23 protein-coding genes are annotated in these 25,711 nt (G+C 76.9%); 14 read left to right on the top strand and 9 right to left on the bottom strand.

Features of this window, described 5'->3' with window-relative positions:
• Window positions 1–168 precede the first annotated feature (168 nt).
• Both NPS70_RS01115 and NPS70_RS01110 read left to right on the top strand, forming a co-directional pair.
• On the top strand, window positions 169–1,512 hold the full coding sequence (locus tag NPS70_RS01115; protein ID WP_256522193.1) for a nucleobase:cation symporter-2 family protein: 1,344 nt from the start codon (window positions 169–171) through the stop codon (window positions 1,510–1,512).
• Window positions 1,513–1,682: 170 nt separating this feature from the next.
• Entirely contained in the window at window positions 1,683–2,018 is a 336-nt protein-coding gene (locus NPS70_RS01110) for a YnfA family protein (protein WP_256521621.1), read from the top strand.
• 113 nt (window positions 2,019–2,131) lie between these two features.
• Here NPS70_RS01110 and NPS70_RS01105 read toward each other — a convergent pair whose 3' ends face one another.
• Window positions 2,132–2,824, bottom strand: a complete 693-nt coding sequence (locus NPS70_RS01105) for a response regulator transcription factor (protein WP_256521620.1) — start codon at window positions 2,822–2,824, stop codon at window positions 2,132–2,134.
• An 833-nt stretch (window positions 2,825–3,657) separates the two neighbouring features.
• Between NPS70_RS01105 and NPS70_RS01100 the strand changes: the two genes are divergently transcribed.
• From NPS70_RS01100 to NPS70_RS01090, 3 genes are all read left to right on the top strand, one after another.
• Window positions 3,658–3,867 (top strand): hypothetical protein, encoded by a 210-nt coding sequence (locus tag NPS70_RS01100; protein ID WP_256521619.1) that lies wholly within the window; start codon window positions 3,658–3,660, stop codon window positions 3,865–3,867.
• A 163-nt stretch (window positions 3,868–4,030) separates the two neighbouring features.
• Window positions 4,031–6,766 carry a SpoIIE family protein phosphatase/ATP-binding protein gene (locus tag NPS70_RS01095; RefSeq protein ID WP_256521618.1) on the top strand — a complete coding sequence of 912 codons (2,736 nt, stop codon included), beginning with the start codon at window positions 4,031–4,033 and terminating at the stop codon, window positions 6,764–6,766.
• 194 nt (window positions 6,767–6,960) lie between these two features.
• Window positions 6,961–9,201, top strand: a complete 2,241-nt coding sequence (locus NPS70_RS01090) for a hypothetical protein (RefSeq protein WP_256521617.1) — start codon at window positions 6,961–6,963, stop codon at window positions 9,199–9,201.
• Window positions 9,202–9,252: 51 nt separating this feature from the next.
• On the opposite strand, the gene NPS70_RS01085 is transcribed toward NPS70_RS01090, so the two are convergent.
• Window positions 9,253–9,474, bottom strand: coding sequence for a hypothetical protein (locus tag NPS70_RS01085; protein WP_256521616.1), 222 nt, complete (start codon window positions 9,472–9,474; stop codon window positions 9,253–9,255).
• Here NPS70_RS01085 and NPS70_RS01080 point away from each other — a divergent pair.
• Genes NPS70_RS01080 through NPS70_RS01070 form a run of 3 tightly spaced genes read left to right on the top strand, consistent with a single transcriptional unit; the run spans window position 9,464 to window position 11,882 of the window.
• On the top strand, window positions 9,464–9,832 hold the full coding sequence (locus tag NPS70_RS01080; RefSeq protein ID WP_256521615.1) for a hypothetical protein: 369 nt from the start codon (window positions 9,464–9,466) through the stop codon (window positions 9,830–9,832). The genes NPS70_RS01085 and NPS70_RS01080 overlap by 11 nt on opposite strands.
• Window positions 9,833–9,885: 53 nt before the next feature.
• On the top strand, window positions 9,886–10,575 hold the full coding sequence (locus NPS70_RS01075; RefSeq protein ID WP_256521614.1) for a response regulator transcription factor: 690 nt from the start codon (window positions 9,886–9,888) through the stop codon (window positions 10,573–10,575).
• Window positions 10,572–11,882 (top strand): sensor histidine kinase, encoded by a 1,311-nt coding sequence (locus NPS70_RS01070; RefSeq protein ID WP_256521613.1) that lies wholly within the window; start codon window positions 10,572–10,574, stop codon window positions 11,880–11,882. Before NPS70_RS01075 ends, NPS70_RS01070 begins: the two co-directional genes overlap by 4 nt.
• 339 nt (window positions 11,883–12,221) lie before the next feature.
• Here the strand turns inward: NPS70_RS01070 and NPS70_RS01065 are convergent, their stop codons facing one another.
• A complete protein-coding gene (locus NPS70_RS01065; RefSeq protein ID WP_256521612.1) occupies window positions 12,222–13,133 on the bottom strand; it encodes a CAP domain-containing protein in 912 nt (303 codons plus the stop codon).
• A 314-nt stretch (window positions 13,134–13,447) separates the two neighbouring features.
• Here NPS70_RS01065 and NPS70_RS01060 point away from each other — a divergent pair, with 314 nt between their 5' ends.
• A complete protein-coding gene (locus tag NPS70_RS01060) occupies window positions 13,448–14,401 on the top strand; it encodes a fibronectin type III domain-containing protein (protein ID WP_256521611.1) in 954 nt (317 codons plus the stop codon).
• A gap of 226 nt (window positions 14,402–14,627) precedes the next feature.
• The gene (locus NPS70_RS01055; RefSeq protein WP_256521610.1) at window positions 14,628–15,080 is read left to right on the top strand and encodes a hypothetical protein; all 453 of its coding nucleotides are present in this window, start codon (window positions 14,628–14,630) and stop codon (window positions 15,078–15,080) included.
• Window positions 15,081–15,093: 13 nt separating this feature from the next.
• On the opposite strand, the gene NPS70_RS01050 is transcribed toward NPS70_RS01055, so the two are convergent.
• Both NPS70_RS01050 and NPS70_RS01045 read right to left on the bottom strand, forming a co-directional pair.
• Complete coding sequence (locus tag NPS70_RS01050) at window positions 15,094–15,420, bottom strand: putative quinol monooxygenase (protein WP_256521608.1); 327 nt, start codon at window positions 15,418–15,420, stop codon at window positions 15,094–15,096.
• Between the two features lie 89 nt (window positions 15,421–15,509).
• Complete coding sequence (locus NPS70_RS01045; protein ID WP_256521606.1) at window positions 15,510–16,271, bottom strand: IclR family transcriptional regulator; 762 nt, start codon at window positions 16,269–16,271, stop codon at window positions 15,510–15,512.
• Between the two features lie 165 nt (window positions 16,272–16,436).
• Between NPS70_RS01045 and NPS70_RS01040 the strand changes: the two genes are divergently transcribed.
• Complete coding sequence (locus tag NPS70_RS01040) at window positions 16,437–17,075, top strand: hypothetical protein (RefSeq protein ID WP_256521605.1); 639 nt, start codon at window positions 16,437–16,439, stop codon at window positions 17,073–17,075.
• Window positions 17,076–17,162: 87 nt separating this feature from the next.
• Window positions 17,163–18,029 (top strand): PhzF family phenazine biosynthesis protein, encoded by an 867-nt coding sequence (locus NPS70_RS01035; protein ID WP_256521603.1) that lies wholly within the window; start codon window positions 17,163–17,165, stop codon window positions 18,027–18,029.
• 60 nt (window positions 18,030–18,089) lie between these two features.
• Here the strand turns inward: NPS70_RS01035 and NPS70_RS01030 are convergent, their stop codons facing one another.
• Both NPS70_RS01030 and NPS70_RS01025 read right to left on the bottom strand, forming a co-directional pair.
• Window positions 18,090–19,307: a hypothetical protein gene (locus tag NPS70_RS01030; protein WP_256521602.1), complete on the bottom strand. Its 1,218-nt coding sequence runs from the start codon at window positions 19,305–19,307 to the stop codon at window positions 18,090–18,092.
• 173 nt (window positions 19,308–19,480) lie between these two features.
• Entirely contained in the window at window positions 19,481–20,245 is a 765-nt protein-coding gene (locus tag NPS70_RS01025) for an RICIN domain-containing protein (RefSeq protein WP_256521601.1), read from the bottom strand.
• Between the two features lie 321 nt (window positions 20,246–20,566).
• On the opposite strand from NPS70_RS01025, the gene NPS70_RS01020 reads away from it, so the two are divergent.
• On the top strand, window positions 20,567–22,438 hold the full coding sequence (locus NPS70_RS01020; protein ID WP_256521600.1) for a hypothetical protein: 1,872 nt from the start codon (window positions 20,567–20,569) through the stop codon (window positions 22,436–22,438).
• A gap of 53 nt (window positions 22,439–22,491) precedes the next feature.
• Window positions 22,492–23,160: a hypothetical protein gene (locus NPS70_RS01015; protein ID WP_256521599.1), complete on the top strand. Its 669-nt coding sequence runs from the start codon at window positions 22,492–22,494 to the stop codon at window positions 23,158–23,160.
• Window positions 23,161–23,640: 480 nt separating this feature from the next.
• Here NPS70_RS01015 and NPS70_RS01010 read toward each other — a convergent pair whose 3' ends face one another.
• Window positions 23,641–24,546, bottom strand: coding sequence for a carbohydrate kinase (locus tag NPS70_RS01010; protein WP_256521598.1), 906 nt, complete (start codon window positions 24,544–24,546; stop codon window positions 23,641–23,643).
• A gap of 169 nt (window positions 24,547–24,715) precedes the next feature.
• Entirely contained in the window at window positions 24,716–25,555 is an 840-nt protein-coding gene (locus tag NPS70_RS01005; protein WP_256521595.1) for an alpha/beta fold hydrolase, read from the bottom strand.
• Window positions 25,556–25,711 lie beyond the last annotated feature (156 nt).

The raw sequence follows: 25,711 nt of genomic DNA, 5'->3' as shown, positions 1-25,711 counted from the left end.
ACCACCTCCCTGACACCCATGTCGACGACGACGTGTTAACCGACCGGAGGCACCGCCGTGGCCGTGCAGAAGCCGAACGCCGACACCCCGGACCGGGCCGGATCCCCGGACCGCGCGGACGGGGAAGACCGGAGGCACCCGGTCGACGAGACCCTGCCCCCCGCCAGGATGCTCACCAGCGGCCTCCAGCACGTGGCCGCCATGCACGCGGGCGTCGTGGCCCCGCCCCTCATCGTGGGAGCGGCCGTCGGCCTCTCCGCCGCCGAACTCACCTTCCTGACGGGCGCCAGCCTCTTCACCGCCGGCCTCGCCACCTTCCTCCAGACCCTAGGCGTCTGGAGGATCGGCGCCCGGCTCCCGTTCGTCAACGGCGTCACCTTCGCCGGTGTGGCGCCCATGCTCGCGATCGTCGACACCGCGCCGAGCAAGGACGACGCCCTGCCGATCATCTTCGGCGCGATCATCGTCGCCGGCCTGCTCGGCTTCCTGGCCGCACCGTTCTTCGGCAAGCTCGTGCGCTTCTTCCCGCCCGTGGTCACCGGCACCGTGATCACCCTGATCGGCATATCCCTGCTCCCCGTCGCCTTCGGCTGGGCCCAGGGCCCGGACCCCTCGGCCGCCGACTACGGCTCGGCCCCCTCCCTCGCCCTCGCGGCCCTCACCCTGCTGATCGTCCTCGTGCTGCGGCGCTTCACCACCGGCTTCCTCCGGCAGGTCGCGGTCCTCGTCGGCCTGGTGGCCGGCACCCTGGCCGCCGTCCCCTTCGGCGTCGTCGACCTCGCCCCCGTCACCGAGGCGGACGTGGTCGGCTTCCCCACGCCGTTCCACTTCGGCGCCCCGCAGTTCGCGCTCGCCGCCATCCTCTCGATGTGCGTGGTGATGATCGTCTCCATGACGGAGTCCACCGCCGACATGCTCGCCCTCGGCGAGATCGTGGAGCGCCCCGCCGACGAGAGGACCATCGCCGCCGGGCTGCGGGCGGACACCCTCGGCTCCGCGCTGAGCCCGCTGTTCAACGGCTTCATGTGCAGCGCCTTCGCCCAGAACATCGGCCTGGTGGCCATGACCCGCGTCCGCAGCCGCTTCGTCGTCGCCTGCGGCGGCGGCTTCCTGGTCCTGATGGGGCTGTGCCCGATGGCCGCCGCCCTGATCGCGGTCGTGCCCCGGCCGGTCCTCGGCGGCGCGGGCATCGTGCTGTTCGGCTCGGTCGCCGCCAGCGGCATCCAGACCCTGGTCCGGGCCGGACTGGAGAAGGACGCCAACGTGCTGGTCCTCGCCGTCTCCCTGGCCGTCGGCATCATCCCGATCAGCGCCCCGGACTTCTACCACGCCTTCCCCGAGACCGCGAAGATCATCCTGGACTCCGGCATCTCCACCGGCTGCGTCGCGGCCGTCCTGCTCAACCTGGTCTTCAACCACCTCGGGAGGCAGGGCGGGAGCGAGGACGACACCGTGCCGGGGGAGCCCGGCGAGGGCACCACCGCCAGGCAGCCCGCGTCCGCCGCCCACTGAGACGGCGGCCCGCGTCCGCCGCCCACGGGGACGGCGGTACGCGGCCGGGCGGGCGGCCCGGTCCGGGCCGCCCGCCTCCGCCCCGCCGAGGCCCGGCCGCGGCGACTTGACGGGACCCCGGTGGCGCGGGTGGAGTTCCCGGGCGATCCGCTCCCACCCGGAAGGCCCCCGTGACCATCGCCCGCTCAGCCGCCCTGTTCGCCCTCGCCGCCCTGTTCGAGATCGGGGGCGCCTGGCTGGTCTGGCAGGGCCTGCGCGAACACCGCGGCCTGATCTGGGTCGGCGCCGGCGCGGTCGCCCTCGGGCTGTACGGGGTGGTGGCCACCCTGCAGACCTCCGGCGACTTCGGCCGCGTCCTCGCCGCCTACGGCGGGGTCTTCGTCGCCGGGTCCCTCGCCTGGGCGATGGTGGCCGACGGGTACCGCCCCGACCGCTTCGACATCGCCGGAGCCCTCGTCTGCCTGGCGGGCATGGCCGTGATCATGTACGCCCCGCGCGGCGGCTGACCCCTCCCCGGGGACGGCGGCCCGCACGCGGGATGCGGGGGCCGGGGGCCACGCCCCGCCCGCCGGTCGCACCACGGCACCGGAGCCCGTTTGGGCGGCCCGGCCGGACGGCGCTACGGGGCGGTGGCGGCGAGTCGGTAGCCCACACCTCGTACCACCTCGATGAGCGCGGGCGTCCGCAGTTTGGACCGCAGGGAGGCCACATGGACTTCCAGGGTGCGCTCCGTCCCCTCCCGGCGGCTCTCCCACACCTCGCTGATGATCTGCTCCCGGCGGAAGACGACTCCCGGGCGCTTCGCCAGCAGCACCAGCAGGTCGTACTCCTTGCGGGTCAGACGCACCTCGGAGCCGCCCACACTCACCCGCCGGGCGGTCAGCTCGATGCGTACGGCACCGAGCCGCAGGTCGGGCTCGTGCCGCGCCTCACCACCGGCCGGTGCGGCGGCCCTCCGGCTGACGGCATGGATGCGGGCGATCAGCTCACCGGTGCTGTAGGGCTTCACGACGTAGTCGTCGGCGCCGCGGTTGAGCCCGTCAACGCGTGAGCGCACATCGCCGCGGGCCGTGACCATGATCACCGGGGCGCTGGTCCATCGTCGGATCCTGCCGTACACCGTGTACCCGTCCTGGTCGGGCAGACCGAGGTCGAGCAGGACGACACCGAACGGGTCGGCGCCCGTCGAGAGCACGGCGTCCACGGCCGCCTGGCCGGTGGCGGCGTGCACCACCTCGAAGCAGTGCCGGGTCAGTACGGCGGACACCGCCGCAGCCACGTGCCTGTCGTCCTCGACCAGCAGCAGTCGCATTCCGTCTCCCGGGCTTTCGGCAGTCGTTCGGAAAATGACAGTGCGGTGAATCCACTCCTGTTCCACGGGTGACGTCAAGAGGGCATCCGGGATGCGGACACATTCGATCGATTGTCCACCGCGGACGCCATGCGCCTACCGGCGGGAAACTTCCGCACCCCGGGCTCCGGATGCCCGTGCCGGGCCGGCGGCCGTTCCTCAGATTCTCCTCAGATGCGATGACGCCGCGCATCCTGCCTCATTAGCGTTCTCCCCACCACGACGGGCGGAGCGCTTCTCATGGCCGAATTCTCGGTGGACGAGGACACCGGAGGGCGCGCGCCCTGCGCCGCCCTCGCCGCAGGGCGCGACCGAGCCTGCCGGCAGGTTGCCCTCGTGTGCGGGCGGGGAGGGCGGCGGTCCTCTCCCGGGGAGGAGGGCCCCGGGCCTCGCGCCGTCGCCTCCGGTCGGCCCGGGGGCCGGACGGGGCGGGAGACCGCGGGCCGGACGGGCTTTCGCCGCCGGACCGACGCGGGGGCGGCCGTCTGCTTACCGGACCGATTCCGGGGGATTCCGTGATCAGGGAAATCGCCGGAATCATCGGGGAATTCCTGCCGAATCGATCCCCGGCACCTTCTTCCTTCCGCGGAGACCCCCTTGCTCGCAATGATCGTTCCAGAGGCGTCCATTTCCGCTCTCCCGGCCGAAGCCGCACCCGCGCGGTTTCCCCGCACAACGGTGCCGGTCCCGGTGCTTTCCCAGGGCGCCGAGGCCGCAAGGCGCCCATTCGCCGGCGGAGGGGCGCCACTGCGCGCCGTGCACGCCCGCTCCGTCGCCCGCGATGCGGGTGCGTCATGACCGGCACGGCCCACCGCGACGGGCCCGACCCGGCCGAGGCGCGCCCGGGTGCCCGCGCACCGCGTACCGGGGAGACCGGGGCCGTCGAAACCGCCCTGGACAAGGGCCTGCTGCCGGCAGACCTCCTCGCGCTGCTGCTGAGCCCGCGGCGCGGGACGGGCACAGGAGCCGTGGGAGCGGAACCGGGTGCCCCGGAACGGCCCTGACCCCCGGGCCGGAGCGGCGCGGGGGCGTACGGGCGCCCCCGTCCTCGCGGAGGGGGGAGGGAGTCGCGCGTGCCGCGACGCGACGCCCCCGCACCCCTCGCGGAGCATCTGCCGATCGCATTCACGTTCGATGCGAAACGGCACCGATGGTAGAAAGGAGAACATGGTCCGGAACATTCGGATACGCCGCTCTCCGGGACCCAAGCAGCATCCGGCGGCCCCCGCCGCCGGCCGACGTCGTCGCTTGGCCGGGAGCCTGCGCACCGTCGCCGGTCAGGTCTTCATCCTCCAGGTGGCGATCGTGGCGCTGCTCGTCGTCGGCACGGTCACCGCGCTGGTTCTTCAGGCGCGGAGCGACGTCCGGCGTGAGGCCCGCAACCAGTCCCTGGCCGTGGCCGAGACGTTCGCGAACTCCCCGGGCCTCACCGAGGCCATGAACAGCCCCGACCCCACGGCGGAACTCCAGCCGGCCGCCGAGGCGGCTCGCGAGGCGGCCGACGTCGACTTCATCGTCGTGACCAACGAGGACGCGATCCGCTACACTCACCCCCTGCCCGACCGGATCGGCAAGACGTTCGTCGGCACCATCGAGCCCGTTCTCCAGGGCGAGGGAGTGGTCGTCGAGTGGATCACCGGCACCATCGGCCCGCTGGTGCAGGCGATCGTGCCGATCACCGACGACTCGGGCGACGTCATCGGGGTCGTCTGCGCCGGGGTCACGGTGGAGCACGTCAGCGGCCAGGCCGACCGCCAGCTGCCCGTGGTGCTCGCTGCCGGCGGGGCCGCACTCCTGCTGTCCGTCGTGGGAACGGGCCTGACCAGCAGGCGGCTCCGGCGTCAGACACACGGCCTGGGCCCGGCCGAGATGACGCGCATGTACGACCACCACGACGCGGTGCTCCACGTGGTCCGCGAGGGTGTGATCATCGTGGCCGGAGACGGCCGGCTGCTGCTCGCCAACGACGAAGCGCGCCGCCTGCTGCGCCTGCCCCCGGAGGCGGAGGGCCGTCAGGTGACGGACCTCGGCCTCAGTCCCCGCCTCACCGAGCTGCTGAGGTCCGGCCGTCCGGCCTCGGACGAGGTGTACCTGTCCGGTGACCGGCTGCTGGCGATCAACCAGCGGTCGACGGACCAGGACGGCGGACCGCCGGGCACCGTCGCCACCTTGCGCGACACCACCGAGCTCCAGGAGCTGTCCGGACGGGCGGACACGGCGCGCGCCCGGCTGCGGCTGGTGTACGAAGCCGGTCTGCGGATCGGCAACACCCTGGACGTGGTGCGGACGTCCGAGGAGCTGGCCGACTTCGTGGTCCCGCAGTTCGCGGACTTCGCGACCGTGGACCTGCTCGAACGGGTGCTGCCCGGCGACGATCCGGGGCGCGCCGGCGCGCATTCCAACCTGATGCGGCGTGTCGCCGTGTCCGGCATCCGGGGCGACGCCCCGATCTACCCGCTGGGCGCCCTGATCGACTTCGTCCCGACCACTCCGCAGGCCGAGGGCTTCCAGAGCGGGCTGGCCGTTCTCGAACCCGACATGAGGACCTTCTCCGGCTGGCAGGAACAGGATCCGCCCCGGGCCCGCAGGATGGTCCAGTACGGGCTGCACTCGATGATCAGCGCTCCGCTGCAGGCCAGGGGCGACATCCTGGGCGTGGTCACGTTCTGGCGGTCCGGGAGGCCCCAGCCGTTCGACGGTGAGGACGTCACCCTCGCCGAGGAGATCGTCGCCCGAGCCGCGCTGGCCGTCGACAACGCCCGGCGCTACACGCGCGAGCACACCCTGGCGGTCACCCTCCAGCGCAGCCTGCTGCCGAGCCTGCTGCCCGAGCAGCAGGCGCTCGACGTCGCCCACCGCTATCTGCCCGCCCACGCCGGCATGGGCGGCGTCGGCGGCGACTGGTTCGACGTCATCCGGCTCTCCGGGGCCCGCGTCGCCCTGGTCGTCGGCGATGTCGTGGGGCACGGCCTGCACGCCGCGGCGACGATGGGCCGGCTGCGGACCGCGGTGCACAACTTCGCGGCCCTCGACCTGCCTCCCGAGGAGCTGCTGTGGCACCTGGACGAGCTGGTGACCCGGATCGACCACGAGGAGGCCGACGACGGCGGCCGGGCGATCACGGGCGCGACCTGCCTGTACATGATCTACGACCCGGTCACGCGACGCTGCACCATGGCACGCGCCGGGCACCTCGAACCCGCCCTGGTGCGCCCCGACGGCACCGTGGAGTTCCCCGAACTGCCCGGCGGCCCCCCACTGGGCCTGGGCGGGCTTCCCTTCGAGACGGCCGAACGCGAGCTGCCGGAGGGCAGCCGGCTGGTCCTGTTCACCGACGGTCTGGTCGAGAGCCGCGAACGGGACATCGACGCGGGACTGGAGCTGTTGCGCGCCCGCCTGGCAGACGCGCCGGCGGCTCCGGAGGAGACCTGCGACGCCGTACTGGGCGCACTGCTGCCCGAACGGCCGCGGGACGACATCGCCCTGCTCGTCGCGCGTACACGGGTGCTCGACGAGAACCACGTCGCCGACTGGGACGTGGCCCCCGACCCGTCGTCCGTGCCGCCGATGCGCGGAGCCGTCACCGGGAGACTCGGCGCATGGGGGCTGGACGACCTGGCCTTCACCACCGAGCTGATTCTCAGCGAACTGATCACCAACGCCATCCGGTACACCAGCGGTGCCATCGGTGTCCGGCTCATCCGGACGGACCACACACTCATCTGCGAGGTGCACGACTCCAGCAGCACGTCGCCGCATCTGCGGCACGCCGAGATCACGGACGAGGGCGGGCGCGGACTGTTCCTGGTGGCCCAGTTCGCCGACCGCTGGGGCATCCGCTACACCGACGAGGGCAAGGTCATCTGGGCCGAGCAGCCGGTGCCCGGCGAGGAGGCCCCCTGACGGCCTGCCGCCGGTAACCTCCCCGGCGCCACGGCACCGGCGGCAGCCCGGCGCCGGCCGCGCCGAGGGCGCCCCCGGAGCGGACCGCGCCGCCCGCCCGCGCACCGCCGCACCGGCCGCCTTCCTCCGCCGTTCGGCGTACCCCCGGACCGGCCCCGCGGGCCGGGGCCCCCGCGGTTCCCTACGCTCACGACGTGACGCCTGCCACCGGCCTGAACACCGGACTCGACGACTTCCTCGCCTGGGCCGCCGCCCGGGAGGGCGCTCCCGCCCTCCCCGGGCGGCCCGCGGACGCCGTGCTGTGCCTCCTCGCGCTGCGCGGTGCCGACCGCCGCGCCGGGGTGCCCGAGCCCACCCCCGAGCTCGTCGCCCGGGTGCTCGGCGAGGACCTGCCCGGGCTGCTGTGGGCGACCGCCCCGGAGACCGACGCCGTACCGCGGGTGCTGTACGCGCTCGCCGACCGGGTCCACGAGGCGGGGCGGCTCAACGCCAAGCGGCACCTGCGGCTGCTGGAGGCCGTCGACGCGGCGGTCCCCGCCTTCCGGCAGGCCATGGCCGACCCGGCCCGGCTGACCTGGCACCGCTGGTACGCCTCGCTGCTGCGCGCGGACGGGGTCGACCCCGACGACCCGTCGGCCGTCGCCGCCTGGCTCGGCGGCTATGCCGCGGCCCCCCACGACAGCCGCCCCGCGCTGCCCGGAGCGCTGCGCCGGGCGGCGGTGTCCGGCCGGACCTTCGCCGCCCGCGCCCGCCTCGCCGAGCTGCTCCTCGCCGCCTTCTCCCGGGACACCCGCCCGGGCCCGCAGGGGCCGCTGCTGCCCCCGCCGCCGCTCTCCGACGCGCGGCCGGACGAGGCGCTCGGCGCGGCCCTGGAGGCCCTGGCCGACACCCTGACCGACCGCTGGACGGCAGCGGGCCTCAGCGCCGCCTTCGCCGGGCGCCACGCCGACCTGGCCCCCGGTCCCGAGGTACTGCCCCACCTCCAGCTCGCGGACCGGCTGCGCGACGACCACCTCGACTACTACGGCGCCGGGGACGCCCCGCTCCCGCCGCCCGTGCGCGCGGCGGCCCCCGAGGAGGTCCGCGCCCTGCTGCACGCCGCCCCGCTGCCCGACGCGGTGGCGGCCGGTGTGCCGGGCACCACCGCCGGCGCCCTGCCCGGCGCCGCCCCCCGGCGGACCCCGGCCGCCTTCGCCGAGGCGGAGATCGAGGCGATCGCCGAGCGCTGCGGCTTCCCCGCGGCGCTGGCCGTGTGGCAGGGCGGCACCCCGCAGGAGCTGACCGAGCTGGCCGCGGACCTGCTGGCCGCCGTCGCCGAGCGGCTGCCCGCGGTCGCGGCGGACGGGTCGGTGCCGGACGGCACCGGGCCCGGCGCGGTCGCGGCGGACACGGCGCAGGACTGGTCCCTCGGCCCGGCCCACCTGCTCTACTCCCTCTACGAGCGCGGCGGCACCCCCGACTCCGTGGCCCGCCGGGTCGCCGAGGCGGCGGGCGCGCAGGTGGCGGTGGAGGCCGAGGAGCAGCCGGTGCCCGTCCCGGCCTCCGCCTCCGACGACGGCGCGTACGCGATGCCGCCGCTCGCGGAGTTCGCGGACCTGCTGGGCCGGCCCGAGGTCACCGAGACCCAGCGTGCCCGCCTCACCGCCCCCGCCCGCGCCCTCGCCACCGTGGTGGACGCCCTCGGGGCCACGGGGTGCCTCTTCCGCCGTGGCGACGCCTACGGCCTCACCCCGCTGGGCGGCACGGTCCTGCGCCACGTCCTGCTGAGCGCCGGGGTGGCGGCCCCCGACGCGGCCGAGGCGGCCGCCTGGGACGCGCGGACGGCCACGGCGGCAGCCCGGCGCTGGCCCCCGGCCGTCGCCGCCGCCGCGCTCGCGGCCTGGGCCGAGCACCGCGGCGGCGGTGACGCGGAGTGGGCGCCGCTGCTCGCCGCCCTCGCCGGGGAACGGGACGCGGGCCACCGCGGACCCGCGCTGCTCGGGGCCGTCGCCGCGCTCGACCACGCCGGGGTGCCGAACGGGGTGCTCCGCTCGGCGCTCACCGACCCGGTGCTCGGTGCGCACGCCCTGCGGGTGCTCCGCGCCCGGGGCGAGGACGCCGACGCCGCCGCCGTGCCGCTGGAGTCGCGGGCCCTGCTGCTGGCCGAGGAGCTGGAGGAGCGGCGGCTCGCCGACCGCCGCGCGGCCGCGGCGGAGCCCGGGGGTGCGGAGGGCAGCGGGCAGGCACCCCGGCGGCTGCTCGGCGCCTTCGACGCGGCCGCCGCCGACTGGCCCCGGGGCGGCGCGGCCCTGGTGGCCGGGCTCGCCCGTGCCGCCCCCGAGTCGGTCGGCGGGGTGCTGTCCGCGCTGCGCGGCCACCACCCGGACACCGCGGTCGCCGACGCGGCCGCGCACGAGCTCAAGGAGCTCGGGCACCGGCGCGGGCACCGGCACTGACCCGCCGGGCGCACCCGGCCGGTCGCACTCCCGCAAGCGCCGGGACCCCCGTCAGAAGGACGTCTCGCGTACCGTCGCCCGGTCGGAGGGCTCGGTCGACGCGGTGATCTCCGAGCGGTGCCGCTCCGCGGCGAAGGTGACCGTCAGCGTCTGCGGGGAGTCCTGCTCCGTACTGGCGGTGAACCCCTGGTTGGGGACGGCGGAGATCAGGCAGACGCCGCCGCTGCCGAAGCGGACCGTGGCCTTGCCGCCCTGGGCGGAGATGGTGTGCACCCCCGAGCCGCCTTCCTGGCAGCCCCCGCCCGAGGTCTCGGCCGGGGGCTTCGTCGACGGAGGCGGGGCCGTGGTGCGCGCCACGGGTGTCGGCGTCGGCGGCGGAGGGGGCGCCGCCGTGGTGCGGGCGGGGGCAGGGGAGATGGTGCGGGGGCTCGGACTGGGCTTCGGCGACGGCGACGGCGACGGGGAAGGCGACGGGGAGGGGGACGGCGCGGCGGACGGCGACGGCGGGAAGGGGCCCGGCGCGGACTGGGCGACCGGAGCCGTCGGCCGGGTCGACCCCACCACGAAATGGACGGTGAGCATGACGGCCGTCACGCTGGCCGCGGTGCAGGACAGCCAGATCAACACGTAGCGCAGGAGACGGGACACGACACCATAGTGACGGACCGGCTAACGTGCCTGCCCATGGCCTCCGTACTTGTCGTCGAGGACGACCCGGTCATCCGTGGTGCCCTGATCGAGGTGCTCACGGGGCACGGGTACGCCGTCAGGACCGCGCACCAGGGCTTCGAGGCGCTGCGCGAGATCACCCAGGACCCGCCCGACATCGTGGTGCTCGACCTCGGTCTGCCCGATCTGGACGGGATCGACGTGCTGCGGATGATCCGCGGCATATCCCGTGTCCCGGTCCTCGTCGCCACCGCGCGCGACGAGGACACCGAGATCATCCGGCTGCTCAACGCCGGTGCCGACGACTACATGGTCAAGCCCTTCTCCGGCGGCCAGCTCGCCGCCCGCCTGGCCGCGGTGCTCCGCAGGTCGGGACCCGCCGAGGCGGAGGCGGAGCGCCGGCCCGCCCTCCGGGTCGCCGACCTGCGCATCGACCCGGACGCCCGTACCGCCCACCTCGCCGGGCGGGAGCTGTCGCTGACCCGCCGCGAGTTCGACCTGCTCGCCTACCTCGCCGCCCATGCCGACCAGGTGGTGTCCCGCAAGCGGATCCTCGCCGAGGTCTGGCAGCAGCCGTACCTCGAGGAGCCGACCGTCGACGTCCACCTCTCCGCGCTCCGGCGCAAACTCGGCGAGAAGGCATCCGATCCGCGCTATCTCCACACGGTGCGCGGAATCGGCATCAAACTGGTCACCACGCCGTGAGGCGCGCCCTCGTCGGCATCGCCCTCGCCGTCACCTCGATGGTCGCGCTGTCCTTCCTCATCCCCCTCGCGCTGCTCGTCCGCGAGCAGGCCCGCGACCGGGTGACCACGGCGGCCGAGCAGCGCGCCGCCGCGCTCTCCCCGGTGCTCGCGCTCACCACCGAACGCTCCGACGTCCAGCAGGCCGTGGCCGAGATCGGCTCCCGCGACCAGCTCGCCGTCCGGCTCCCGGACGGCAGCTTCGTCGGCACCTCGAAGGCCCCGCCGCAGGCGCTGGAGCGCGCCGTCGGGAAGCGCGAGACGCTGTCCGCGGACACCGGCGACGGCTGGGTGCACCTCCAGCCCGTGGTGCTGCCCGAGGACCGTGTCGCCGTGGTCGAGGCGTACGTCCCCGGCGCCGACCTCACCCGCGGCGTCTGGGCCTCCTGGGGCGTGATGTCCCTGCTCGCGCTCGGCCTGGTGGGCGGCTCCGTCCTCGTCGCCGACCGGCTCGGCGCCCGCGTGGTGCGCTCCTCCCGCAGCCTGAAGAGCGCCTCGCTCGCCCTCGGCTCGGGCGATCTCGACGTACGGGTGGAGCCGGACGGTCCCCCCGAACTCCAGGAGGCCGGGCAGGCCTTCAACACCATGGCCGACCGTGTGGTCGAACTGCTCGCGGTCGAGAGGGAGATGGTCGCCGACCTCTCCCACCGGCTGCGCACCCCGCTCACCGCGCTGTCGCTGGAGGCGGAGCTGATGGGCCAGGCACCCGGAGCCCGGCGCATCGGCGTGGCCGTCGCCCGGCTGGAGCGCGAGCTGGACTCGATCATCACCGCCGCGCGGACCCCGCTCGCGCCCGGCCAGCCGGGCCCCGGTACCGCGGGGCGGCCGGTGGAACTCGGCGACGTGGTCGCCCTGCGCCTGGACTTCTGGTCGGTCCTCGCCGCCCAGCAGGACCGCCCCTGCGAGCGCTCGCTCTCCCCGAGGCCGACTCCGGTGCGCTTCCCCGAGGACGACCTCTCCGCCGTGGTCGACGCCCTGATCGGCAACGTCTTCCGCCACACACCCCAGGGGACGGCCTTCTCGGTGCGCGTCGAGCGCACCCGGAGCCATGCCGTCCTGACGGTGGACGACGCCGGGCCCGGCGTCGCCGACCCCGAGGCCGCCCTCACCCGCGGCGTCAGCACGGGCGGGTCGGGGGGCACCGGACTCGGGCTGGACATCGTGGCCCGGGCCGCCCGCGCGGCCGACGGGGACCTGGGCATCACCCGGGGGCCGCTCGGCGGGGCGCGTGTGCGGGTCTCGTTCTCCCTGGCCGGGCCGGTGGTCTGACCCCGCGCCGCCCGGGCCCGGTGCGCCGCCGGTCCCCCGGGACGCACCACCGCGGCGGGGGGACCGCCCGCCGGGTGGACGTCCCCCCTCCCCGGCACGGCGAAAGGCCGGGTGCGGGCGTTCCGCCCGGACCCGGCCTCCTCCTCCACGCCCCCTCGGCCCCCTGTGCCGAGGGCGGACCGGGGCGGCCCGGGGCCTGCCCCGCACGCGCCGGCGCCTACGGCACCTCGCCGCGTCGTCGCGTCGCCCGCGTACACCCGGTGGGCAGGCGATCCTCCGCCGCGCGCCGCACCGCATCCGGCACCGCACGCCGGTCCGCCGGGTGGTGCAGGACAGCCCTCAGCGGGGTGCCCCGAAGTTCTGCGTCCACCAGGGGCCGCCGTCCCCCATGTGCACACCCACGCCCAGCTCCGTGAAGGAGCAGTTCAGGATGTTGGCCCGGTGGCCGGGGCTGTTCATCCAGGCGTCCATGACCGCCTCGGCGTCGCCCTGCCCCCTGGCTATGTTCTCGCCCAGGGTGGACCACGCGTACCCGGCCGCCTCGACCCGGCTCGTCATCGTGGAGCCGTCGGGGCCGGTGTGCGACATGACCCCCGAGGCGGCCATGACGTCGCTGTAGTCGTCCGCGGCGCGGGTGAGCTGCGGGTCCGAGGCCACCGGGCCGCAGCCGGCCGCCGCGCGCTCCTTGTTGACCAGGGCCAGGACCTGGGCCTCGGCGCCGTCGGCCGGGGTTCCGCTCGACGATCCGCCGCCTCCCGTGCCACTGCCGGTGCTGCCGCCCGAACCGCCGGAACCGCCCGAGCCGCTCGCCGTGCTGCCGCCGCTGCCGGCGGACGCCGTGCTGCGTGCCGGGGACGGCGCCGCGCTGGTCGCGCTCCGCGTGGCGCCGCGCTCGGCCCGGTCCGCCGTGGGCCGCTGCGAGGGCGTGGCGCTGACCGTGGCCGACGTGGTCGGCGTCGCACTCGGCAGCGCCGTGGGAGTGGCCGAGGGGGTGGGCGTCACCAGCGGAGTGGCCCCGCCCGCCGCGTTCACCCCCAGCGAGGGCAGGGTCGCGTCGGGGACGTCCGCGGCGACGCTGTCCGCCGCCCCCTGCCCGCCCCCGTTCGCGACCAGGGTGGTGCCGACGCCCGCGGCCACCGTGAACACGCCGAGCGCCAGGGCCGCACTCCGTGCCCGGCCGCCGGTGGCGGGGCGGGCGTGGGCGCGGGGCTGGCGGCTTCCGGTGCGCTTGCCGGCTCGATGGGAACCCATGCGTGGTAACACCTCGGAGTGTCGACGGTTGAGCACAATCCCGGCAGGCGCTGACCGCGCCCGCCGGGATTCGTGGGGGGTTGGCGGAGATCGTATGCGCCCCCACGGTGTCCCGGAGCCCCCGAGGGCCTTTCTTCAAGAAGCCATAAAGGTGCGACCAAGATCCCCTTGGGGTCCCGCGGCGGCTCACGGACCCGGTGGGGCCGGGCGCCCCGCAGCCGGCACCGGCCCCCTCGCAGGTCTGGACCAATGGATGGAGGGCTGCCAGCATGGCAGCGGCACCACGTCAGCCCGTCCCCCGCGGAGGTCCGACCGTGCAACGCCCCAGCGCCCCCGTCGCGTCGGCCTGCGCCGCGCTCCTCGTGGTCCTCGCCGGCTGCGCCGAGCCCGAGGACCGCGAGCCGCCCGCCGCCCCCTCCGGCCTCACCGCCCAGGCGGGGAGCGCCACCTCCGTCCATGTGATGTGGGACCGGGCCGAGGACGGCTCCGACGTCGCGGCCTACGAGGTCTACCGGGGCGGCACCCGCGTCACCACCCTCGCCGCACCCCGGCACATGGTCGACGTGGACGGCCTCGCACCGCGCACGGGATACCGCTTCACCGTCCGCGCCCGCGACGCCGCGGGCAACCTCTCCCCGGCCGCGGCACCCGTCTCGGTCACCACTCCCGCGCAGACGCCCGACGACCACACGCCCCCCACCCGCCCCGAGGCGGTGCGCGGAGCCCTCGACGGCGACCGGGCCGCCGTCCTGACCTGGTCGCCCGCCACCGACGCGGGCGGTGTCACCGCGTACGACGTGTACCGGGAGGACGTACGCGTCCACAGTGTCGGCGGCGGCGCCACCCGGGCCCGGGTCACGGGCCTGCGCCCGGGCACCGTGTACACCTTCACCGTCCGGGCGCGGGACGCCGCCGAGAACTCCTCCCCGGACAGCGCACCCGTCGACCTCGCCACCCCCGCCGGGCCCGGCGGGGGGCCCTCGACCGCCCCCACCGGCCTCACCGCCTCCGCCCGTCCGGGCCGCATCGACCTCCGCTGGACCCCGCCGGACACCGGCGCCCCCGTCACGGAGCACCAGCTCCACCTCAACGGGCGGCCCGCCACCACCATCGTGTGGGGGACCGTCCCACCCGGCCCCGAGGTGGGCTACACGATGACCGTCACCGACCCGCCGGGCACCCGCTACAGCATCAAGATCCGCGCCAGACTGCCGGACGGCGGCTGGGGCGACTTCTCGGCCCAGCGGACCGTGGTCGTCGTCGGCTGAGCCCCCCCGTTCCGGGGACGGGCACCGCGAGGAGCGCGCCTCACCGGCCGGGCGGCTCCGCGCCCCGCCCGGGCGCAATCCGGCCGTGGCGCACACGTCCTCGTTGACCCCGCGGGGCCCACGTGCCAGCGTGCGGCACGCCGCCCCGCGCACGGGGCGGGCGCACCGGGGGAGGGGCGCCACGACGAAGGGGAGGGAACCCATGACGCACACAAGAGGAAGCCGGATGCCGTCCGTTGCGGCGACCGCACTGGCCGCGGCGCTGCTCGCCGCCGCGCTCGGCGGCGCACCCGCGGCGGCCCATCCCGGGCCGGCGGAGGCGGCCGTCCGCACCACCCTCGTGGTCCACGCCGACCCGACCCCCGAGGAGCAGCAGCACCTGCGGGAGGTGGCCGGTGCGATCTGGACCCCGCAACTGGCCGCGGGGTGGAACATGAACAGCGAGGTCGAAGCCCTGCTCGGGACGGCCACCGGCGAGATCCTGCGCTGCTCGGAGGCCTTCGCCCTCGTCCCGCGCCCGCCCGCCTTCTTCCCCGGCCCCGGCTATCTGCGGCAGTACTGGAAGCAGGTCCGCGACTACTTCCGCGTCGTCAAGGAGAACCGCAGCTACCGGGCCTGCGTGGTGGCGACCGCCGCGAACTACCGCTCCGCCGTGGAGATGGCCTCGATGGGCATCTGAAACGGTGCCGCCGTCAGGACGCGGGCCGCAGCTCCGCCATCTCGCCCCAGCCCTGCCCCGGCACCTCGACGTTGACGATCTCCGGGGTGGCCGCGATCGCGGGGGCCATCGCCTCCAGCCCGGCGCGGAAGTGGTCGGAGGCCACGTGCGCCGCCCCGGCGGCGGAGTCCGCGAAGGCCTCCAGCAGCGTGAAGCGGTGCGGGTCCTCGACGCTGCGGGACCAGTCGAAGAAGAGGTTCCCGGGCTCGGCGCGGGTGGCGCGGGTGAACGCGTCCACGGTGTCCAGCCAGCGGTCGCTGCACTCGGGGCGGACGGTGAACCTGACGGCGATGAAGATCATGCCCCCACGGTGACCCCGGACGGCCCACGGGCGCCACCGTCGCCCCCCGTGATTCCGGCCCTGCCGGAATCACGCGCGGGGCGGGGCGGTCAGGGCAGCCGGCCCGCGGCGGCCCGCGCCACCGCTGCCCGGATCTCGCCCCGCCGCCGCAGGAAGTCCGCGGTCGGCAGGGACACCGACACCGCGTGCAGCGCGCCGTCCGGGACCCCCGCACCGCCGGGGAGCACGGCCGCCAGGCAGGTGAACGCCGTATCGGCCTCGCCGATCGAGACCGCGAAGCCCTGCGCGCGCACCCCGGCCAGCTCCGCCTCGAACCGCTCCGCTTCCGTGATGGTGCGCCCGGTGTACCGGGCCATCCCGTGCTCGGCCAGATACCGGCGGCGTGCCGGACGCGACACCCGCGCCAGCAGCGCCTTCCCGTGCGCCGTCGCGTGCGCGCGGGTCTCGGGACCCGGCAGGAACGGGTGCTCCCGGTCCGTCACCGGCACCGTGCTGTCGGTCATGACGATCCGGCCGTCCCGGTAGGCGGTGAGGTACGCCTCCGCCCCCGTCGCCCGGCGCAGCCGCGGCAGCAGCTCCGCGGCCCGCGGGTCCAGCCCCAGGTGCCGCCGGTAGGACCGGTGCAGCGAGGCCACCCGGGGACCGGGCGCGTAGCCGTCGGCGGTCCGCGCCAGATGCCCGCGGGCCGTCAGCGGGGCGAGCAGGTGGTACACGGTGGACAGGGAGCAGCCCAGGCGACCGGCCAGGTCCCTGGCACCCACCGGCCCGGCCGCGTCCGCGACGATGTCGAGGATCTCGAGCGCGCGGTCGACCGACTGCGGGCCGGTGGGTCCGCCGGCGGGGCTGGGCATGGCGTGCTCCTCGGGTCTCGGGCCCCGGGTGGCCGAAGGGCGGGGACCCGGGGCGCCGGGGCGGGGCAGGGCTCCCTGAGCCTACGCGGCGCCCGGGCCGCCGGGGACCGCCCCCGCGCCCGGACCGCCCCGCCGCGCACGGCGGATCCGCGTACCGTGACCCCCGTGCCCGACCCGCATCCTCTCCTCCGGTATCTCCACGACGCCGCGGACGGCCGGTTCCCCGCCGTGGACGGCCGGGTGACGGTCCTCCCCGTGCTCCCGGGCGGCCTGTCCTGCTCGGTCGCCTTCACCGGCCACTCCGTCATCGCCACGGACCTGCCCGGGGACGAGGTCCTGGCCCGGGGCCCCGACGGCTACGGCGGCGCGCAGGCCCCCGACTTCCTCCGGTACCTCGCGGGCCCCGACGGCTGGATCGACTGCCTCGACGCGGTGCTCGCCGCCCGGGGCGCAGGCGGCGGGCACCGCCTGCCGCGCCGCACCGACGCCGAGGACCACCCCCGCGTACGCCGCGCCCGCGCCCTGCGCGGCGGCGTCCGCGTCCACGGGGACGGGCGCGGTCTCGTCACCCTCGCCCGGGGCCCGGCCGGGCGCCGCGAGCTGAGCATCGAGCTGGACGGGGGCGGCCACGGCGGCGGGCACGGCCGCAGCCTGCTGCGGGACGCCCTCACCCTGGTCCCGGAGGGCGAGCCGGTCTTCGCCGCGGTCTCCCCGGGCAACGCCCGGTCGCTGCGCGCCTTCCTCGCCGCCGGGTTCGTCCCGCTGGGAAGCGAGGTCGTCCTCCGGCGGGGGCCCTCCGTGTAGTCCGCCGCCCCGGCCCCGGAGGCGCCGGGGCATCGGGCGGACGGCGGCGCCGGGAACAATCCGCGCCCCGCCCGGGTTCCCCGGACCATGACGACGAAGCCCGAGGTCCTGCGCTACACGGCCTTCTCCGCCGACCCGGCCGGCGGCAACCCCGCCGGGGTCGTCCTCGACGCGAGGGGCCTCCGCGACGCGGAGATGCTCGCCGTCGCCGCGGAACTCGGCTACAGCGAGACGGCGTTCCTGACGCCGCCGCCCGCCGGGACGGACGCCGGGGAGGGACGGGCGTTCGCCGTCCGGTACTTCAGCCCCAGGGCCGAGGTGCCCTTCTGCGGCCATGCCACGGTGGCCGCCGCCATCGCCCTCGGTGAGCGCATCGGCCCCGGGGAACTGCTCTTCGCCACCAGGGCCGGCCGGGTCCCGGTGTCGGTCGCCGAGCGGGACGGCCGCCTGCACGCCACGCTGACCACGGTCGAGCCCGCGGTCGAGGCGGTCCGGGACGCCGACCTCACCGAGGCGCTGGGGGCCCTGGGATGGCCCGCGGCCGATCTGGACCCGGCGATTCCGCCGCGCATCGCCTTCGCCGGGGCCCGCCACCTCGTGCTCGGCGCCGCCACCCGCGGGCGGCTGGCCGACCTCGACTACGACGTCGACCGCCTCACCGCCCTGATGCACCGCCTCGACCTCACCACCGTCCAGCTGGTCTGGCGCGAGGGGCCTGACGTCTTCCACGTCCGGGACCCCTTCCCCGTGGGCGGCGTGGTGGAGGACCCCGCCACCGGGGCGGCCGCGGGCGCCTTCGGCGCCTACGCCCGCGAACTGGGCCTGGTTCCCCCGGAGTCCACGCTCACCCTGCACCAGGGCGAGGACATGGGACGCCCCGGGGTGCTCACCGTGGACCTCCGTGCGGGCGACCCCAGGGTGCGGGTCACCGGCACGGGAGTGCCCCTCGGCTGACGCCCGCCCCCGCGACCGGCACCCCGCGGCGCCGGCCGGCCTCCGGGCACGAGCCGCGCCTCAGACGCGCTCGACCACACACGTGGTGCCGCCAGCCCCCGCGGGGGGCGGCTCCACCGCGGCCACCAGCGCGGCTCCGTCCCGCCGCGCCTCGCGCCTCCACTCCTCCGGAGCACGGGCGAGGGACCGCGCGCACCGGGTGCCCGACTCCGCGCCCCCGACCGGATGCTGCCCGGCGGTCGGCTCGCCGGGCCCGAGCTGGGCGAGCACCCGCAGGTCGTGTGCTCCGCCGCAGTCCGCGGTGCGCAGCGGGCTCGCACGGTTCAGGGGCGCCGCCGCGAGCACCGGCTCGCGGGCCGCGCAGCCCCCGGCCGCGAACTCGCGCAGCGGGGTGAGCACCTTGCGCGCGTCCTCCACCCCCGCCCCGTCCCTGCCGGGCAGCCGGTACGCGGTCGGCTCGCCGAGAGCGCCGAGTTCCAGCGTTCCGCGGACGCCGGTCACCCCCTCCGGCAGCCCCCCGGACCGCAGCGCGGCGAGCAGCGGGCCGAAGTCCGCGTCGACCCGCGTGATCCGGCCCAGCCCGTCCAGTTCGACGGTCAGCGGCACCTGCTCCCCGCCCCACTCCGCGGTCCCCGGGCGCAGCGCCGACGGAAGGGCCCGCGCCGCGGTCCGCGCCGGCACCGACACCCGGTAGCGGCGGCTGCCGTCGGCCCGCTCCCCGGGCGTCCGCTCCGCGACCGCCGACGGGACCAGGTCCGCCAGGGTGCCGCCGTAGGGCGCGGCCGGGCTCGCGGAGTGCTCCGAGAACGCGGCGACGGCGCCCCCGAACTCCTCGACCGCGCCGGGGGTGAACCGGAGCCAGGCGGGGCCCTCGCCCCTGGCGAAGACATCGCCTCCGTCGGTCGCCAGCGACAGCGGCCCGGGCGCCGCGCGACCGCCGCGCAGCGCGTCGGCCGCGTCCTCGGGGAAGGTCCCCGCGACCTCCAGGGACACCTCCGCGCGGGACCTGCTCTCGGCGAAGTCCATGGCCCCGGTGGTGTGCTCGACGGCCGTGCCGTCCGCCGAGGAGAGGGCGAGGGTGGCGACGAAGGTGGCCGTGCCCGCCCGGCGGGTGGCCTCGGCCGCGGCGCGCAGCTGCTGCTCCGGAGGGAGCGAGAAGACCGCGGCACCGGGCACCGGGGCCGTCGCTCCGCTGCCGCCGGTCTCGCACGACAGGGCCCCCAGCAGGATCGGCAGGGCGCCCAGCACCGCGGTACGCCGCCGCCTCGACACCGTCACGTGATCCACCCCTCGCCGTCGCACAGGGGCCTATGGTGCTCGGTGGCACCGGCTCCGGGACAGCACGAACCGATCACAAAACGGGCAGGTCAGCACGGCTGCCACGGTCGTGGTCTCGCGATGTGGACCCCCGGTCCGCCGCAGTGCGCGGCGGACCGGGGGACGGGCGGGGGTCAGACGGTCAGCCCCGCGCCGCGCCACTGCTGGTTGGTGTGGTGCGGGGTGCAGTCCCAGATGCCGAGCCGCGCCCCGTTCCCGGTGGCCCAGCCCAGCGCGTCCAGGCAGCGGCCCGAGTGGACGCTGCGCAGCAGACCGCCCGGCAGCAGCTCCCACTTCTGGTTCAGCCCCTGGTGGCAGGAGTTCAGCCCGACGAGCGAGCCGTTCCCGGTCCTGGCGTACTGGACGTCCATGCACCGGCCGAGGACGCGCAGCGTCCTGTCCGGGTACAGCTTCCACGACTGGTTGGCCGCCCCCGAGCACGTGTTGAGCTGGATCGGTGCGCCGTCCTTGGTGCTGCCGCCCCGCACCTCCACGCACTTGCCCGAGTGCACGCCCACGATCTCCCCGTTGCCGGGCGGGGGCGGCGGTGTGCAGAGGATCTCGACCAGCACCTGGTAGTAGCCGGGGCGGATCTCGTTTCCGGCCGGGCCCGCGGCGCGCCGGCACCAGGATGCCGTGTACCCCTCCCGGGCGGCCGCGGCGTACGCGGAGTTCCACGCCGCCTCCACGGCGATGTTCCACGGGCCGTAGCCGGCGCCGAGGAAGTGCTTGGGCGCGGTGGGGGCGGCGGCCGCGACCGCCTCGCCGGTCCCCGCGGGCGCCTGCCGCGTGGCGGCGGCGGCCGGTTCCCGGGGCGCCGCGGTCGCGGGGCCCGTCAGCAGCGTGGCCGCGGCACAGGCCGCCGCGGCGGCCGCGGCCAGCCATCGAGTCAACTTCACCGTCGTTCCTCTCGGTCGGTGCCCGGCGCTCGGCGCGGGCGAAAGGACCCCGTCGTGCGGGACGGACGGGGACGCTACCGACCCCCGGGCCCGGTTCCGTCTCACCGAAGTCTCAACCTCCGTGGGCCGGTTGCCGTCCTCATGGCTGGAGCGCACCGCGAGCCCGCCGTATGGACGGCGCGGACGGCGGGGGCGCGCGGCAGCGGACCGGGTCGGGGGCGCGATCCGCCCCGGCCGCCGCCCGGGGGGAGCCGGAGAGGGCGCCGGACCGAGGCGGACGGCGTGGAGCGCGGTGCACGAGGGACAGGGGGGTGTCCGGGCGTGGGAACGGCGGAGCGGGACCGGGGGCGGCGCGGGGGAGCGCGTGCCGGGGACGCCGCGCGGCTGCGCGCGGCAGTCGAAAGCAGCACGGTGGTCAACCTGACCGGACCGCCGGGCATCGGCAAGTCCGCGCTCCTGGCGGGCCTGGTGGCAGACGCTCCCGGTACGGCGGGCGCGCGGGAGCCCGCCGTCGTCGTCGACCTGGCCCACCCGGAGCGGCCGCCCCTCCCCGACGGGACCGGCGGCCTGCTGGTCCTCGACGGCGCCGACGGGCCCGGTCACGCCGCCGAGGCGCTCGACCTGCTCGGCACCGGCCCCCGCCGCCTGCTGGTGGTCAGCAGGCGGCCCCTGGCCGCCGTGGAGGGCTGGACCGGCCGGGTGCAGGCGACCGTCGCCCTCGCCCCCCTCCCGGAACGGGAGGTGGCGGACCTGGCGGCGGCGGCCGGGATCGAGGACCCGGCCGCCCGTGCGCTGGTGGTCCGCCTCTCCGGCGGCGTGCCGCTGCTGGCGGGCGCCGCCTGCCGCGCGCTGCACGCGGGGGCCGGGCCGGGCGACGAGGGGGCGGTGGCCGACCAGGCGGCCGGGGAGCTGACCGAGCGGCTGGCCCGTGAGCTTCCCGGTACCCGCTGGCAGCACGCCCTGCGCCTGCTGGCCACCGTCGGAGCGGGGGACGAGCAGCTGCTCTCCGCGGGCCCGGAACTGTTCACCAGGCTGGGCGCGCTCAGCGTGGTCCGGCGCACGCCCCTCGGGCTGGCCGTCCGCGAGCCCTACCGCACCGTGCTGGAGACCGCCTACCGCTGGCGCAGACCGCTGGCCCACCACAGCTCCCGCAGCCGGGCGGCGGCCTACCGCGGCACGCTGCTGGCGCGCGCGGGCACCCCGGCCGCCCGTGCCGCGCTCGTGCGCGAGGGGCTCTTCCTCAACGGGGACGCGACGCTGCGCGGCATGCTGTTCCCGGCCGCCGAGTCGCCGGTGCGCGTGGCGCCCGCGCAGGACGGCGACGCCGGCGACATCGGCCGCCTGCTGCACGGCTGGGCGCGCCGGGGCGGTTTCGACGGCGCCCGCGCGGAGCGGATCACCGAGGGCTGGCTCGCCCACGGCACCTCCGCCTTCCGCCTCGCCCGCGACGCCGACGGACGCGCATGCGGCCTGTCCGCCCTCCTCCCGCTCGGCGCGGCGACGGCGGACGCCGTGGAGCCGGTGCTCCAGCAGCACACCGAGCACGTCGCGGCCGCCCCGCGGGCCGGCGGCCTGTTCCTCGGCGCCGCCTACGCCACCGAACCGGCCGCCCACGCCCGCATCCTGCACGACATCCTGACCGACTCCGTGCTCGCGGGCCATCTGGTGGTCTCCACCGCGACGGCCGACTACCAACGGCTCGTGCGGGGCATGGGGTTCCGCCTCCACGGGAGCGTCCGGGAGGACGTCTACCGCTGCGGCCGCCGGCCGGAGGTCTTCAGCCACGCGTTCGCCCCGGCCTCCCTGCCCCTGTGGCTGGAACGCCTCGGCGGGCGCGGAGCCGGCCCCGGCGAGCACCTCGTTGCGGGAGTGACGCGCGCCCTGAGACACCTCGGCGACGATCGCGCCCTGGCCGGCAGCGGCTTGCCGGCCGGTCCCGCGACGTCGACGCCCGCGGCCCTGAGGGAGTGGCTGCGCGAGGCGGTGTACCGCCTCGCGGAGAGCGGGGACCCCGTGGACGCGGAGGCGGGGGCCGTGCTCGCCGCGTACTACCTGGGCGGACCGGCCACCACGCACCACCAGGTCGCCGGCCGCCTGCACCTGGGGCGTGCCACGTACTTCCGCCGCCTGCGCAGGGGTGTCACGGCGATCGCCGCGGCGCTGGGCGAGGAGACCGCCGCGTTCGGCGGGTGACCGCACGGCGGCTGCCCGGCGGGCCCGCCGGGCGAGCCCCTATGCTGCCCGGCATGAGCGGAGCAGCCACACACCTCGCACCCGGCGGCCCGGCGGCACCGGGGGCGGTCCGGGGAGGCGCCCTGCGGTCGCTCGCGGCCACCTCGGCGGTGCTGGGCCTGTGCTGGCTGGTACCCGCCGCCAACACGGGGATCGCGTACGCGAGTCTGGGCCTGGACGCGGTCCCCGTCGTCACCGGCCTGATCGGCGTCCTGGCCGTGGTCGTGGCCCTGAGGGCGTTGCACGGAGCCTGGTGGCTCGCCCTGCTCTCCCTGGTTCCCGGCCTGTTCGTGCTGGTCGGATCCGTCCAGTACGCGCCCGAGGCGGCCCTGGAGCGCCGCGGGGTCCACCAGGTCGTCGTCGTCACCGAGGACAGTGCGCAGGGCACGGACAGCACGGACCACCGCTTCACGCTGGTGGGTCCCGAGGGGGAGCTCGACGAGACGCTCCGCCACCGCGGCAGCCGCCCCGGCATCGACGTGGGGGACCGGGTCGAGGTGGTCCGCGACCCGGAGGGCGTCGTGCCGATGGAGGAGGCCGGGGACGTCGACCCGGAGGGCCGGCTGGGGGGCCTCGTCACGGGCACCGGCGGATGGACGCTCCTCGCCGTCGCGGCCGGCTGGCGCGGCCACTTCCTGCGCCGCCGCGGACGGCGGCCCGTGCTGGAGCGCTTCGCCCTCTGACCCCGGCGCGGCCCCGACCGGCCCGCCGGGAGCCCGCACCGGCGCACCGCGCCGACCGCGGCGGCGCACCGAGGAGACCGTGCCCGCCGCACCCGCGGCTGCCCGGTGGACCGCCCCTGTCCCCGTCCCCGTCCTCAGCCGCTCTGCCGCACTCTCGCGGCGGTCCGCCCGGCGGGCTCGCGGACGCCGTTCGCGGCGTTCTCCGGGAGCCGGCCGGCGAGGGCGCCGGCTGCGGTGAGGAGGGCACGCCCGTCGGACCGGCCCGCGCACGGTCGGATCGTGTCGGCGGGGCCGGAGGACGCGCGCGGTGGAGCCGGGGGAGGACGGCGCGCCCCGGTGAAGGGCCCCGCCACCGGGCAGGGCCGGGTGGCCGCATCCGGGCGACCGGGGCGCTCCGGCACGGCGGTCACGAACGGGGCGACCGGGCCGCGGTCCCCCGGTGCCCGCCCGCACTCCCCGTGCGGGACGCGGGGCACCCCCTCAGAGCTCGCCCGCGTACGGCGGTTCCGCTCCCCGGCGGGAGCAGGTCAGGGCCGAGGCACGGGCGGCGAACGCCAGCACCTCCCGCCAGTCGTCCCGTGCCAGGGCGCCGAGCGCGCCCGGGCGCAGGGCCCCGCGCTGCGCGAGCGCGTGCAGCAGGGCGGCGTAGACGGTGTCGCCCGCGCCGATGGTGTCCACCACCTCGACCGGCGCGGCCGGTACCTCCACCGGTGCGCCCTCGCGGAGGTGCACCCGCAGGCCCCGCGCGCCCCGGGTGACGACGACGGCGCCCGGCCCCGCGGACAGCCAGTCCGGGACCGCGCCGCCGAGCCAGGCCGCGTCCTCCTCGCTCAGCTTCAGCAGGCCCGTGTGCGGCAGCCACCGCTCGAAGCGGCGCCGGTAGGCGTCGGCGTCCGGGATCAGCCCGGGCCGGATGTTGGGGTCCAGCGCGGTGAACACGCCCTGCCCCGCGGCCTCCCGCATCAGCTCCTCGTAGGCGCTCGCGCCGGGTTCCAGGACCAGGGAGCAGGTGCCGAACGCGACCGCCAGCGTGCCCCCGGGGAGCCCGCCCGGGGCGCGGAAGAGGCGGTCCGCCGTGCCCTCGGTGCGGAAGTCGTAGACGGCCGAGCCGTCGGCGCCGAGCGAGGCCAGGGCCAGGGTGGTGGGCTCCGGTCCCCGCTGGACCAGGCCGACTCCCACTCCTTCCTCCCGCAGCCGCCCGACCAGGGCGTCGCCGAAGGCGTCGGTCGAGATCCGGGAGCAGAAGGCGGCCTCGGCGCCGAGGCGGGCCAGGGCGACGGCCGTGTTGTAGGGGCCGCCGCCGCGCACCGGGCGCAGGGGCGCCAGCGGGTCGCCCGCCGAGAGCGGTACGAGGTCGATCAGGGCCTCTCCGGCGACGACGATCACGGCTGCTGCCTCTCCTGCGTTCTCGTGCGGGACGCCTCGTCGGCGCACCCGCCGTGGCCGGTTCGGTGCGGGGCCGCGCCGTGCCGCCCGTGGACCGTACCGCGCGCACCGCCCGCCCGCGCCCGGGGCGGTGCCGCGTCCCGGGCGAGGGGCCGTGCCGGCGCGGACGTCAGGCCAGGAAGCCCGCAACCGCCGAGGCGAAGCCCGCGGGGTCGTCGTGCCAGGGGAAGTGCCCCGCGCCCGGGAGCACCGCGGTCTCGGCCTCGGGAAAGGCCGAGGCACAGGCGGTGACCGGGCGCGGAGGAGCGGCGACGTCGAACTCCCCGGCGAGCAGCAGGGTCCGGCCCCGGTAGGCGCCCAGGGCCGTGCGGACGGTGTCCGGGTCGATGTCCTCCGCCGCGTAGGCGGCGGCCGCCCCGGGGTGGCGCTGCGCGGGTCCGGCGGCCCGGTGGGCGCGGGCGGCCTCGTCCCACCGGCCGTGGCTGAGCGGGGCCGCCGCGGCCCAGTCGTCCTCGGTGGCCCGGCCCTCGGTGATGGCCTCCATCGCGGCGTAGGCGGCGGGGAACCACTCCTCGCCCTTGCGCAGCAGGGCCGTCTCCAGCCGGTCCTCGACGCGCACCGGCTCGCCCAGGGGCTCCGTCTGAGGCGTCACCAGCACGAGCGAGGAGACACGTTCGGGGTGGCGGGCCGTGTAGAGCACGGCCAGCGCGGCGCCCGCCGAGTGCCCGAGCAGCCGGATCCGGTCGAGCCCGAGGTGGCGGCGCAGCGCCTCGACGTCCTCGACCTGGCGCTCGCAGGCGTAGCTGCCGGGGTCGGCCGGGACCCCCGAGTCGCCGGTTCCGCGCAGGTCCAGACGCACCGTCCGCACCCCCGTGTCCCCGAGACCGCCCAGGTCGCCGAGGTACGCGGAGTCGCGCATCGGCCCTCCGGGCAGGCAGACCAGGGGCGCTCCCGCTCCGGAGGGGTGGTAGGCGAGGGGCGTGCCGTCGGGGGCGGGGAACGTGTGCATGGCCCGAACTCTCGCAGCGCCCCGGCGTGCGGGGCAAGCGCGTTCCCGGCCCCGGGACGGGGAACGCGCAGCGGTGGGACCGGGCCACGGGCACGGCCGCTCACCGCGGCTCGGGGAGGGCCACCGGCGCGGCCGGTGCGGGCGCGCAGGACCGTA

Origin of the sequence: Streptomyces sp. C10-9-1 (assembly GCF_024497955.1) — a bacterium.
Classification (GTDB): domain Bacteria; phylum Actinomycetota; class Actinomycetes; order Streptomycetales; family Streptomycetaceae; genus Streptomyces; species Streptomyces sanyensis.
The sequence above is the reverse complement of the archived record's forward strand: the minus strand, read 5'-3'. Positions and strand labels throughout refer to the sequence as shown.

Bases quoted from the DNA above. Each gene is read 5' to 3' on its own strand.
- NPS70_RS01015 (WP_256521599.1), top strand. From the start codon at position 22,492: ATGAGCGGAGCAGCCACACACCTCGCACCCGGCGGCCCGGCGGCACCG.
- NPS70_RS01045 (WP_256521606.1), bottom strand. From the start codon at position 16,271: ATGCCCAGCCCCGCCGGCGGACCCACCGGCCCGCAGTCGGTCGACCGC.
- NPS70_RS01055 (WP_256521610.1), top strand. From the start codon at position 14,628: ATGCCGTCCGTTGCGGCGACCGCACTGGCCGCGGCGCTGCTCGCCGCC.
- NPS70_RS01080 (WP_256521615.1), top strand. From the start codon at position 9,464: ATGGTGTGCACCCCCGAGCCGCCTTCCTGGCAGCCCCCGCCCGAGGTC.
- NPS70_RS01065 (WP_256521612.1), bottom strand. From the start codon at position 13,133: ATGGGTTCCCATCGAGCCGGCAAGCGCACCGGAAGCCGCCAGCCCCGC.
- NPS70_RS01005 (WP_256521595.1), bottom strand. From the start codon at position 25,555: ATGCACACGTTCCCCGCCCCCGACGGCACGCCCCTCGCCTACCACCCC.
- NPS70_RS01095 (WP_256521618.1), top strand. From the start codon at position 4,031: ATGGTCCGGAACATTCGGATACGCCGCTCTCCGGGACCCAAGCAGCAT.
- NPS70_RS01035 (WP_256521603.1), top strand. From the start codon at position 17,163: ATGACGACGAAGCCCGAGGTCCTGCGCTACACGGCCTTCTCCGCCGAC.
- NPS70_RS01105 (WP_256521620.1), bottom strand. From the start codon at position 2,824: ATGCGACTGCTGCTGGTCGAGGACGACAGGCACGTGGCTGCGGCGGTG.
- NPS70_RS01115 (WP_256522193.1), top strand. From the start codon at position 169: ATGCTCACCAGCGGCCTCCAGCACGTGGCCGCCATGCACGCGGGCGTC.
- NPS70_RS01100 (WP_256521619.1), top strand. From the start codon at position 3,658: ATGACCGGCACGGCCCACCGCGACGGGCCCGACCCGGCCGAGGCGCGC.
- NPS70_RS01050 (WP_256521608.1), bottom strand. From the start codon at position 15,420: ATGATCTTCATCGCCGTCAGGTTCACCGTCCGCCCCGAGTGCAGCGAC.
- NPS70_RS01075 (WP_256521614.1), top strand. From the start codon at position 9,886: ATGGCCTCCGTACTTGTCGTCGAGGACGACCCGGTCATCCGTGGTGCC.